Origin of the sequence: Thermoanaerobacterium xylanolyticum LX-11, assembly GCF_000189775.2 — a bacterium.
GTDB lineage: Bacteria > Bacillota > Thermoanaerobacteria > Thermoanaerobacterales > Thermoanaerobacteraceae > Thermoanaerobacterium > Thermoanaerobacterium thermosulfurigenes.
Window position 1 is genome coordinate 531,813 of record NC_015555.1, and the last position, 12,153, is coordinate 543,965.

The following is a 12,153-nucleotide window of genomic DNA, read 5'->3' on the forward strand; positions in this document are numbered from 1 at the left end:
ATAAAGTAATATTAAAAGATTTTATTCTCCGGCTGCCAGTATGCCTAATACATCCAGTTCTTTCTGAGTCATGCCTATTCCTCTTAGCATAAGCCTGTTGCCTTTTAGGCTTTCAATGTCGTTTATACCCATACCGCCAAGCATCTCCTGTATCTCATGGCCCCAAGCTGTAATGAGGTTTATAAGCCTTTTATATCCTATTTCAGGGTTTAATCTTTTTACGAGATTAGGATCTTGAGTGGCTATTCCCCAATTGCATTTTCCAGTGTAGCATTGTTGACACATGTGGCAACCAAGTGCGATGAGCGCCGCAGAGCCTATATAGACTGCATCAGCGCCTAACGCAATAGCTTTTATTATGTCAGCGCTGCTTCTTATGCTGCCTGCTGCGATGAGGGAGATGGTGTGTCTTATACCTTCAGAGCGGAGCCTTGAATCTACTGATGCGATGGCAAACTCAATTGGAATGCCTACATTATCCCTTATGCGCTTTGGAGCCGCACCTGTACCGCCTCTAAAACCATCTATAGCGATGTAGTCAGCACCAGCTCTTGCAATGCCAGATGCTATGGCTGCCACGTTGTTGACTGCAGCTATTTTCACACCGACAGGCTTTTTGTAGTCTGTTGCTTCTTTTAGCGAATATATCAACTGACTTAAATCTTCAATTGAGTAGATGTCATGGTGTGGTGCAGGTGATATGGCGTCGCTGCCTACAGGTATCATTCTTGTTTCGGAAATGTCCTCGCTTACTTTTTCACCAGGCAAATGACCGCCAATTCCAGGTTTTGCCCCTTGACCAATCTTTATCTCAACTGCCGCAGCAGTCTTTAAGTATTCCCTATCAACTCCAAATCTACCTGATGCTACTTGAACGATTGTATTAGGACCGTATTTTCTAAAATCCTTATGAAGACCGCCTTCACCAGTATTGTAGTATATTCCTAATTCTTTTGCTGCTCTTGCCAGTGATGCGTGAGCGTTGTAACTTATTGAACCATACGACATGGCAGAAAACATTATAGGGTAATTTAATGTTAGCTGCGGAGGCATTTTTGTCTTTACGTTTAAATTTTCGTCTAATTCTATTTTATCTGGCTTTCTCCCTATGAAAATTTTTAACTCCATTGGTTCTCTTAATGGATCTATAGAAGGGTTCGTAACCTGACTTGCATTAATCACCATCTTGTCCCAGTAAATAGGGTATGGCCTGTCATTTCCCATGGCTGACAGAAGAACTCCTCCTGTTTCTGCTTGCCTGTATATATCTCTTATGGCATCGTAAGTCCAGTTGGCGTTTTCTCTGAAAACTTGAGGATGTTTTACTATTGTTAAAGCATGTGTAGGACACATTACGACACATCTTTGGCAATTTACGCATTTATAATCGTCAGCTACCATTTTGCCTAAATCTTCATCGTAGCTGTGTACTTCATTTGCGCATTGTCTCATGCAGACTTTGCAGTTTATGCATTTATCGTAATCTCTTATCACTTTAAATTCTGGTGTAAGGTAATTAAGGCTCATGCAGTAACCTCCTTTTTATTGAAAATCTCAGAGACGTTTTGCTGGTCCATCTCTGCAATTACAGGCTCTCCACCTTTAGGTATCCATACTCTATCAGGATTTTTGCAGACTTGCCTTATAGCTGATTCTTCGCTTGCGACGTAAATTACATCACCGTGGCTTGCGGCTGTTAATGGTCTTAATTTTATCCTGTCATTGATGGCGATGAAGCCATTATCGTATGTTACGATTAGCGAGAAAGGACCATTCAATAAAGCTTTGCTGTATATCATTTTGAGACTGTGATAAAGTTCCCTTTCCTTTTGAGGCATGCGTTCAACTTGATTCCACAGAGGTGACGCTACGACTTTCGCTGCCAAAGACACGGGTAGATTGTGCTTTCTCAACAGCAGATCGAAGATATATGCAGCGACTTCGGTATCTGTCTGAAGTGTGCAAGAATATCCGAATTCTTCTAAATACTTTCTATTTGTGTCATAAGAAGAAAGCTCTCCATTGTGTACTACTGATATGTTTAAGAGATTGAAAGGATGTGCACCGCCCCACCATCCAGGAGTGTTAGTAGGAAATCTGCCGTGAGCTGTCCACATGTAGCCATTGTAAGTTTCCAATTTGTAAAACTCAGCCACGTCTTCTGGATAACCAACCGCTTTAAAGACACCCATGTTTTTGCCGCTGGAGAAAATATACGCTCCATCCACGTTTTTATTTACATTGAAGATAAACTTAACGACGAAATCTTCGTCGGTAATTTCATTGGCATTTAATACTTCAAGTTTAGGTAATGCAAAGTATCTGTAGATAAGAGGCGCATTTTTTATGCTTTCTGTCTTTCTTGTAGGTATTTTTTCCTCGTAAGCTATGACGAAATTTGCTTTAAGCAGTTCTTCCGTTTCCTGTTTTGCCTTTGTGTTGTCGTAAAACATGTGGAATGCGTAATGTTCTTTAAACTCAGGATAAATGCCGTAGGCAGCAAAACCACCACCAAGGCCGTTTGATCTATCATGCATCGTTGCAATCGAATCGGCAATTATCTGGCCAGAAAAAACCGCTCCAGATCTATCTATTATGCCGCTAATAGCGCACCCAGAAGGTATCCTTATATTTCCTTCTTTCAACATTTTATAACCCCCTTAAAATTTTTTATGTGCAATATTTTTTTTGTAAACTGCAATTTTTAGAAAAAGTTTACTGCAGCATATTCTTGCAGTAAACCGTTTGAAACCAAATTTTCAGCTTGATAAGAGTGTTATCAATATTATATTACATTTTTTGAAAATTGCAATACAAAAATGTAGAAATTCATAAAGTTGTTTTACCCAAAAACGTTTGTGACATTTTACGGCAAAATTTTGTTAATTTCTACAATACCTATTTTTTCTACTACAAAATATTGTATAATTATTATATACTTTATATTAAGGTGGTATTGTATGAGTATTTACGATAATATTAAAAAAGCCGTTAGAGATTTTCAAAGATATGTAGATGTTCCAATATATCTCATCGATAAAGATGGCAAGTTGATCTTTTCAGGTGAAGAAAATTCTTTAAAAAAAGAAGGAATTTTTGTCGTAAACAGAGAATTTATAGACAAAAAGGATGTATACGAATGTCAAGCCATGACTTTCTACAACATATTTGTAAACGGATGGCGTTTCTTGACTGTCGGTGTTAAAGGTACTGGTGAGAAGGCTCGAAACATTGTCATGCTGTTATCGATGAGCTTTGAACACATTGCAAATCAGTTGTCGAAAGACGACTTGCTTTTAAAGCTTCTTTTAGGTGATTTAAAAGACGATGAGATGGAGTATTACTTTCAAAAATTTAAAATCGAAGAAAAAGAACTTTATAGAGTTATAATAATCGAGTCAAGTGAGCAGATTTATGATGCTCATAAGATAGTAGGTCACATATTTGAAAAGAACAGCTTTCAAACTATCATTCTAAGTGAAAATAGATTTGCTGTTTTGCTTTTAGAGACAGCTTTAACGGATATTGATATGGCTGCAAAAACTTTAAAGGATACAATTGAATCCGAAATATATATTAGGATAGATATGGGTGTTTCAAACAAAGCCTACAATTTTAAAGAGATAAGCAAAGGCTATGATGAAGCGTTTATAGCATTGAAATTTGGGGAAAAAATTGATAACAATGAGAAAGGGATTTACTTTTACAGAAGCTATGCTTTAGAGGATCTGCTGTTGAAGCTTTCAGATGATGACATTAAGAGATTTCTTATGGCTTTTACAGATGGCAATTTAGATTATTTCAATGACGATGAACTTGTTACGACTCTCAATGCTTTTTTTAGGAATAGTTTGAATTTAAGTGAAACATCAAGAGATTTGTACATCCATAGGAACACTTTAGTTTATAGATTGGATAAGATACATAAATTAACAGGATTTGATCCTAAACAGTTTAATGATGCCGTAATACTTAAGGTTTTAATGACGTTTGCGAAATTTTTACCATAGTAAAAACAATTTCGAAAGGAATGTTGCAGGAAATGATTAAATTTGTTGGGGTTTCAAAGAAGTACAAAAATGACATTATCGCTGTTTCAAATATCAATTTTACGATTGATAACGGCGAGTTTGTCTTTTTGGTGGGGCCAAGTGGTGCTGGAAAATCTACGATATTAAAGCTTCTTTTGAGAGAAGAAATTCCTACTACAGGAAGTATCTTTGTAGATAAAAAAGATATAACAAAGTTAAAAAGAAAAGAAGTGCCGTATTTAAGAAGAAATATCGGCGTAGTGTTTCAGGATTTTAAACTTTTGCCGAATAAAACAGTGTATGAGAATATAGCATTTGCACTGCAGATTGTGGAAGCTGAGCCTAAGTATATAAGAAGAAGGGTACCGATGGTTTTGTCTTTAGTTGGATTAAGCGAGAGAGCCAATTCGTATCCGCAGCAATTGTCTGGTGGTGAACAGCAGAGGGTGTCAATTGCAAGGGCGATTGTAAATGAGCCTTCGATTCTTGTGGCTGATGAACCTACGGGAAATTTGGATCCTGATACGTCATGGGAAATAGTAAAATTGCTGTCTGAAATCAATAAAAGGGGAACAACTGTAATAATGTCTACGCATGCAAAAGATATTGTTGATTCGATGAAGAAAAGGGTCATTGCTCTTGAAAAGGGAAATATAGTAAGAGATGAGATGAGAGGTGTTTACGGATATGAAGCTTAACACTGCAGCATATTACATAAGAGAAGGTCTTACGAATGTCAAAAGAAACAGAGCGATGACAGTTGCATCTATTACTTCTGTTACGGCGGCACTGCTGATATTAGGGCTGTTTTTGATAATCATACTTAACGTGGATTCTATGGCCAGCCAAGTTGAATCGCAATTGGAGCTTAAAGCATTCATAAATGATAATTATGATGCTGCTGAAGTGGCAAAAGTGGGTGAGGAGATAAAGGCAATAAGCGGTGTAAAATCCATAACGTTTGAGTCTAAAAAAGACGCTCTTAATAATTTTAAAAAGCAGTTGGGTGACAAAAGCTATTTAGTAAATGGCTTGGAAAATGACAATCCGATGCCGCAGTCTTTTATAGTCAAAGTGACAGATGCAAACATGATGAAGCAAGTGTCAGAAAAGATAAAAAAGATTGATGGTGTAACGCAGGTAAGCTATGGACAAGATGTGGTAGATAAACTGCTGGGAATTATAAAGATAATAAGGATTGTTGGCCTATTTGTGATACTTATTCTCTTTATAATTTCAGTTGTAATAATTTCAAACACAATTAAATTGGGAGTGTTTGCACGTCGCAGGGAGATTAACATCATGAAGTATATTGGCGCTACAGATTGGTTCATTAGGTGGCCATTTCTTGTAGAGGGCATTGTATTGGGGCTTGTCGGTTCAGTGCTGGCTATAGCTATCCTAGGTTTTATATACGGATATGCTTCAGACCTTGTGAACAACAAACTGATTATATTTACGCTTCTTCCTGCAGGTGTCGTGATAAGGCAATCACTTGTGTACTTTTTGGCTATGGGTTCTTTAATAGGTGCCATTGGCAGTGGTATATCTATAAAGAGATTTTTAAATGTCTGAGGAGGTATATTATTGAAGGAAGGAAAATGGAGGAAGATAATTTTTACATTATTAATTTCAGTGATGCTTCTTACGACATCATTTCCCAGAGCTGACCAACTGCAAGATGCAAAAAACAAATTAAACAATGTTCAAAGTGCCATAAATCAAAACAAGGCTAAGCAGAACCAGATTGCAAGTCAGAAGCAGGATATACAAAAGGAAATACAAGATCTTGATATGAAATTGAACGATACTACAAGACAGCTTAACGATGCAGAGGCGAAATTAAATGATGCGATAGCAAAATTAAATAAAGCACAGCAAGAGCTTGATACGGCAAAAAAGGCGGAAGAGAGTCAAAGGGATATATTGAAAGGAAGAGTAAGAGCCATGTACATAAGCGGTGGAGAAACAGGTTATCTTGATGTGCTTTTAAGTGCAAAAAGCTTTGCTGACTTTGTAACAAGGCTTGATTTAGTAGAAAGGCTTGTTGGATTTGATGTCAATCTCCTAAATTCGTATCAGCAGCAGAGAAAGACTGTTGAGGAAAAGACGAAGCAATTAACTATCGCAAAGCAGGATGCAGAAAATTACAAGAATCAAGTTGAAGCCAGAAAGAGGGATATTCAAGTTGCCTTGTCATCCAGGGAAGGATTTATGAGAGATTTAGAGAGGCAGCAAGAGCTATATGAGGAGCAAGAAAAGGCTCTTTTAGAGCAGTCAAAGCAATTGGAGAGCACCATAGCCAAATTGCAGTCCTCTAACACGGTTTATACAGGTGGAAAGCTTGGATGGCCTGTTCCCAGCAGTTCAACAATAACATCGCCATTTGGCACAAGGTATCATCCTATTTTGCATGAGTATATAATGCATACAGGCATTGATATAGCTGCATCATATGGAGCCGCTATAGTTGCTGCAGCAGATGGCAAAGTCATATACGCAGGATACTATGGTGGATATGGAAATGCGGTAATAATCGATCATGGCGGTGGCATAACTACTTTATACGGTCATAACTCCGAACTTTTAGTTACAGTCGGTGAAACGGTGAAAAGAGGCCAACAAATAGCAAGAGCTGGGAGCACTGGATTGTCGACAGGACCGCATTGTCATTTTGAAGTAAGAAAAAATGGAGTACCTGTAAATCCTATAGACTGGTTAAAATAACCGGTCTATTTTTTTTGTCACCATATTATTGTATAATAAGATGTAACATCATATAATTTAGAGAACTGTTTTGATATTTGGCAGTTTAATATTTTGGCTTTAAAGAAAGGAATGGATAAATATATGAATAAAAAAAGAATGGTTGCTGGTGCGGTTTTACTTGTATTTGTAAGCAGCATAATGACTTTTTACCTCACAAGGCTTGTACCACTTGCATACGGTGGTTCGGTGATTGTGCCAAGAGAAGAGTACAACCTTATTAAACAATACAGCAAGCTTTTTCAAGTTGAGAACATACTGACAAATGATTATGTCGATAAGATAGATCAATCTAAACTTGTTGATGGATCGATAAAGGGTCTTGCTAGCTCCCTTGGAGATCCATATACGGTTTACATGGATAAGAAAGATTACCAAGATTTCACTACACAGACGACAGGCTCTTATGCGGGTGTTGGCATCGTGGTTTCAGTTGACAAAGATGGGCATATTGTAGTTGTTTCGCCAATGAAAGGAACGCCGGGAGAGAAAGCTGGAATAAAATCTGGCGACATAATAGTATCTGTAGACAATGTTAAGGTTAATGGAAATAATTTAGATAAAGCTGTTTCTTTGATGAAAGGGCCTCAAGGCACGAAAGTTTCACTTGTTTTGATGAGAGACAATAAGCTTATTACTAAGACTTTGACGCGAGAGATAATCAAACTGCAGACGGTAAGCAGCACTATGCTGCCAGGTAACATAGGCTACATTAAGATGACGATGTTTGATGAAAACACATCTGCTGATTTTACAAAGGCTCTCGATGGTCTTAAATCACAGGGCTTAAAAGGACTTATCATAGATTTAAGAGACAATCCAGGTGGCATATTGGAGCAGTGTGTCAATATTGCTAATGAACTTTTGCCAAAGGGGCTTATAGTATCTACGAAAGGCAGACAAAGTAAGGATGACCAAGTGATATATGCAAAAGGGCCGGGGTTGCAAAAGCCGATAGCTGTCCTTGTTAATGGTGGAAGCGCCAGTGCTTCTGAAATACTGTCAGGGGCAATAAAAGACAGAAAAGTCGGTGTGCTTGTGGGTACAAAGACATTTGGCAAAGGTTTGGTACAGTCTGTCATAGATTTTGGCGATGGCACTGCCCTTAAGTACACATCTGCAAGGTACTACACGCCAAGCGGTGTAAACATTCAAGGGAAGGGCATTGAACCAAACTACGTTGTCGAGCTTCCAAAAAACTATGTCGTGACGGACACACCAGATTTAAAAGGCGATACACAGCTTATAAAAGCATACGACATAGTAAAATCAGAGATCAAATAAGGTGTTTATATGATATACATTAATTTAATATGGCTTATAATTAAATCTATTGCGTTGATGATTTTAAACCCTTTCATGTGGCTTGTCGTTGCCTTTATTTACTTTCAGTACAAGAGAAATGTAGAGATTGAAAGGCAGATGGTGGGAAAAGAGCAAACATCCCTTAAAGACCAGGTTTTAGATTCTACTATATATGGCTTTTTGATAGGCATTTTAGGAAGCATAGTGATAGTTTTTCTAGGAATAACAATAGATAATATTGGCATAGAGTACGTATTTCCGCTTGCTATACTGCTTATGCTGATAAATCCAAGGTATATATGTTTTTCTTACGCTGGCGGGATTGTATCACTCATAAGCTTGATGATTGGATATCCAAATGTAAATGTATCTGGGCTTATGGCTATTGTGGGCATTCTCCATCTGATGGAAAGCATACTCATTTACTTGGATGGTTCAGCAAATAGCATACCGGTATTCGTAAGGCTAAAAAACGGTAATATTGTCGGTGGATATACGATGCAGAAATTTTGGCCTATACCGTTTATTGCCTTGTCTACGACGACAGCCATATTAGGTGGTGCTTCATCCATAAACATGCCTGATTGGTGGCCTCTCTTAGGACCTTCTTCAAATTTAAAAGACATTGTATTTATCATGATGCCTGTAGTTGCTGCACTTGGGTATGGAGATATAGCGCTTACAGAGATGCCTAAGAAAAGAGCGCATAGATCATCAATAAGGCTTCTGGGTTTTAGCTTAATATTGATAGGATTATCTCTTTTAAGCATTAAAATATATATTTTCAAATGGATTGCGGCTTTCTTTGGACCGTTGGCACACGAGTTAATCATTATAATTGGGCAGAGGGAAGAAAAGACGAAAAAACCACTTTTTGAATACCAAGATACTGGTTTGATGGTGCTGTCTGTAGTAAAAAATTCTCCTGCTGAACAAATTGGAATAAAGCCAGGCGATGTGGTTTTAAAGATAAATGATATTCAGATTAACAGTGAAGATGATATTAAAAGATTGCTTTCAACCAATCCAACCATATTGTTTATTACAGTAAGAGAGGCTGATGGCAGTTTTGTCAGATATGAATACAGAAATTGCAAGGGGATAAATTGGCTTGGACTGCTTATCGTACCGCAGTATCCAGATAATTTATACAGCATAAGTGAGATGGAAAATGGGGGGTTGATAAAAAGCTTGTTGCGGAAGTTTACGAAAAAGCATTAGGAGGTAAAGCAGATGTTTGTAGAAACTTATGAGACATACAATGCTGTTTCTGATAAAACATTGAAAGGTAAATTGGTGGTTGTGATAGATACGCTTAGGGCTACCAGTGTCATAACGACAGCCCTCGTCAATGGTTCAAAAGAGGTTATACCAGTAGCTGATATTGAAGAAGCTGTAAACCTGTCTTACAATTTTGACAAAGATGAAATATTATTAGGTGGCGAGAGAAATGCCGTCAAAATCGATGGGTTTGATCTTTCCAACTCGCCTTTGGAATATTCAAAAGATGTTGTAGAAGGAAAAACTATCATATTGACGACTACTAATGGTACGAGGGCTTTAAAAAAGGCTTCTTCATCAGATGATGTGGTTGTTGGATGCCTTTTAAATGTTTCATCTATTGCAGAATACATCCAAAAAGAAGATAAAGATGTAGTAATCATCTGTGCTGGCACTGAGGGTAAATTCTCCATCGACGATATTATAACTGCAGGTGCTATTTTGCATAAGCTTAAAGAACTAAAGCCGTATGAAAGTGACGATTTGTCGAAGGCGTCATATTTTCTATATGAATCATTTAAAGACAATGTTTTAGACATAATGAAATATGGTTATCATTTAAACAGGATTGAAAAATTAGGTTATCATGATGATGTGGAGTTTTGCACAAGGATAGATATGTTTTCAATTGTTCCTAAATACATAAATGGTGTAGTAAAGATATGTTGAAAGCCGGCACATGCCGGCTAAAAACATATGTTTGTGTTGATTTTTTATATATGGTATAATATTATAAAATGCTTGGGAATTGTTTATAGAAGGTGTTTGTAATGAGTGAGTTCAAACTTGTATCAGATTATAAGCCTACAGGTGATCAGCCGGAAGCAATAAGAAAATTGACAGAAGGCGTAAACATAGGCCTTAAGTGTCAGACATTGTTGGGGGTCACCGGTTCTGGCAAAACATACACTATGGCAAATATCATAAAGAATGTCAATAAACCTACACTTGTAATTGCACATAATAAGACTTTAGCAGCTCAGCTTTGCGCAGAGTTTAAAGAATTCTTTCCAGAGAACGCTGTAGAATACTTTGTAAGTTACTATGACTACTATCAACCAGAGGCTTATGTTCCACAGACAGATACTTATATTGAAAAAGATGCATCCATAAACGAAGAAATTGATAAACTTAGGCATTCAGCTACTGCAGCCCTTTTCGAGCGAAGAGACGTGATTATCGTTGCCAGTGTTTCATGCATATACGGATTAGGTGATCCGGAGGATTATGAGGAGCTTATGCTTTCTTTAAGGCCTGGCATGATAAAAGATAGAGATGAGATTTTGAAGAAACTTGTTGACATTCAATACGAACGGAATGACATAAATTTTGTAAGAGGCAAGTTTAGAGTGAGAGGTGATGTAATAGAGGTTTTCCCAGCATCATCATCTGACAAAGCAATCAGGATCGAGCTTTTTGGCGATGAGATCGATAGAATCACAGAAATAGATGTATTGACTGGCGAGATAATCGGTGAAAGAAGCCATGTGGCTATCTTTCCAGCATCACACTATGCTACATCGAAGGAAAAGTTGAAAAAAGCCATAGAAAGCATAGAAAAAGAGCTGGAAGAAAGGTATAAAGAGCTTAAAGATCAAGGGAAAATTTTAGAAGCTGAAAGGCTTAAACAGAGGACTAATTACGATATCGAGATGCTTCAAGAAGTCGGGTATTGTTCTGGAATTGAGAATTATTCGAGGCATATATCAGGCAGGGCCGCTGGAAGCCCGCCGTATACCCTGTTAGATTACTTTCCTGATGATTTTTTAATGTTCATCGATGAATCACATGTCACAATACCGCAGATTAGAGGCATGTACAATGGAGATAGAGCCAGAAAAGAATCTTTGGTGGATTTTGGTTTTAGGCTTCCGTCTGCATTTGACAATAGACCTTTGAAATTTGAGGAATTTGAAGAGAGGATAAATCAGCTAATATGTGTTTCTGCTACACCCGGTCCATATGAATTGGAGCATTCTGAAAGAGTTGTTGAGCAGATAATAAGACCAACAGGGCTTTTAGACCCAGAAGTGGTTGTTAAACCTGTTAAAGGACAAGTAGATGATCTACTAAGCGAGATAAAAATGACTGTGGAAAAAGGATACAGAGTATTAGTCACGACTTTGACAAAAAAGATGGCCGAAGATTTAACAGATTATTTTAGGGACATGGGTGTGAAAGTGAAATATCTGCATTCGGATATTGAAACGATAGAGAGAATGGAGATAATTAGGGATTTGAGGTTAGGTAAGTTTGATGTCTTAATTGGAATAAATCTGTTGAGAGAAGGTTTGGATTTGCCTGAAGTGGCTTTAGTTGCTATTCTCGATGCAGATAAAGAGGGCTTTTTGCGTTCGGAAACTTCACTTATACAGACTATAGGCCGTGCTGCGAGAAATGCCGATGGAAAAGTCATCATGTATGCAGACATTGTAACAGAATCTATGAAAAACGCCATAAACGAAACCAACAGAAGAAGAGCCATACAGATGGAATACAACAAAAAGCACGGTATTACGCCAAAGACGATTGTAAAAGGCATAAGAGATGTGATAGAGGCTACAAAAGTAGCAGAAGATAAGGGCACTTATAAGGTGAAGAAAGCAGAAGTAATAGACAAAGTATCTATTGAGAAAATGATAAGTGAACTTGAAAAAGAGATGAAAAAAGCTGCAAAAGACCTTGAATTTGAAAAAGCTGCAAAACTCAGAGATAGGATATTTGAACTTCAAAAGATGATGAAAAATGCTATATGATTGCTATTGCAATT

General features: G+C 37.5%; 10 protein-coding genes. 8 read left to right on the top strand and 2 right to left on the bottom strand.

Features of this window, described 5'->3' with window-relative positions:
- Positions 1 to 21 precede the first annotated feature (21 nt).
- Both THEXY_RS02705 and THEXY_RS02710 read right to left on the bottom strand, forming a co-directional pair.
- Positions 22 to 1,527 carry a glutamate synthase-related protein gene (locus THEXY_RS02705; protein WP_013787315.1) on the bottom strand — a complete coding sequence of 502 codons (1,506 nt, stop codon included), beginning with the start codon at positions 1,525 to 1,527 and terminating at the stop codon, positions 22 to 24.
- Positions 1,524 to 2,648: a class II glutamine amidotransferase gene (locus THEXY_RS02710; protein ID WP_013787316.1), complete on the bottom strand. Its 1,125-nt coding sequence runs from the start codon at positions 2,646 to 2,648 to the stop codon at positions 1,524 to 1,526. The genes THEXY_RS02705 and THEXY_RS02710 overlap by 4 nt, the downstream gene beginning before the upstream one ends.
- A gap of 312 nt (positions 2,649 to 2,960) precedes the next feature.
- Here THEXY_RS02710 and THEXY_RS02715 point away from each other — a divergent pair, with 312 nt between their 5' ends.
- The 8 genes from THEXY_RS02715 (at position 2,961) to uvrB (ending at position 12,139) form a co-directional block, all read left to right on the top strand.
- Entirely contained in the window at positions 2,961 to 4,010 is a 1,050-nt protein-coding gene (locus tag THEXY_RS02715) for a PucR family transcriptional regulator (RefSeq protein WP_013787317.1), read from the top strand.
- Positions 4,011 to 4,042: 32 nt separating this feature from the next.
- Positions 4,043 to 4,729, top strand: a complete 687-nt coding sequence (gene ftsE, locus THEXY_RS02720; RefSeq protein WP_013787318.1) for a cell division ATP-binding protein FtsE — start codon at positions 4,043 to 4,045, stop codon at positions 4,727 to 4,729.
- On the top strand, positions 4,719 to 5,606 hold the full coding sequence (ftsX, locus tag THEXY_RS02725; RefSeq protein WP_013787319.1) for a permease-like cell division protein FtsX: 888 nt from the start codon (positions 4,719 to 4,721) through the stop codon (positions 5,604 to 5,606). The genes ftsE and ftsX overlap by 11 nt, the downstream gene beginning before the upstream one ends.
- A 12-nt stretch (positions 5,607 to 5,618) precedes the next feature.
- Positions 5,619 to 6,758, top strand: a complete 1,140-nt coding sequence (locus THEXY_RS02730; protein ID WP_013787320.1) for a murein hydrolase activator EnvC family protein — start codon at positions 5,619 to 5,621, stop codon at positions 6,756 to 6,758.
- A 123-nt stretch (positions 6,759 to 6,881) separates the two neighbouring features.
- Positions 6,882 to 8,081 (top strand): S41 family peptidase, encoded by a 1,200-nt coding sequence (locus THEXY_RS02735; protein WP_013787321.1) that lies wholly within the window; start codon positions 6,882 to 6,884, stop codon positions 8,079 to 8,081.
- A gap of 9 nt (positions 8,082 to 8,090) precedes the next feature.
- Positions 8,091 to 9,323 carry a PDZ domain-containing protein gene (locus THEXY_RS02740; protein ID WP_013787322.1) on the top strand — a complete coding sequence of 411 codons (1,233 nt, stop codon included), beginning with the start codon at positions 8,091 to 8,093 and terminating at the stop codon, positions 9,321 to 9,323.
- Positions 9,324 to 9,335: 12 nt separating this feature from the next.
- Complete coding sequence (locus tag THEXY_RS02745; RefSeq protein WP_013787323.1) at positions 9,336 to 10,052, top strand: 2-phosphosulfolactate phosphatase family protein; 717 nt, start codon at positions 9,336 to 9,338, stop codon at positions 10,050 to 10,052.
- A 101-nt stretch (positions 10,053 to 10,153) separates the two neighbouring features.
- Positions 10,154 to 12,139 carry an excinuclease ABC subunit UvrB gene (gene uvrB / locus THEXY_RS02750; RefSeq protein WP_013787324.1) on the top strand — a complete coding sequence of 662 codons (1,986 nt, stop codon included), beginning with the start codon at positions 10,154 to 10,156 and terminating at the stop codon, positions 12,137 to 12,139.
- Positions 12,140 to 12,153 lie beyond the last annotated feature (14 nt).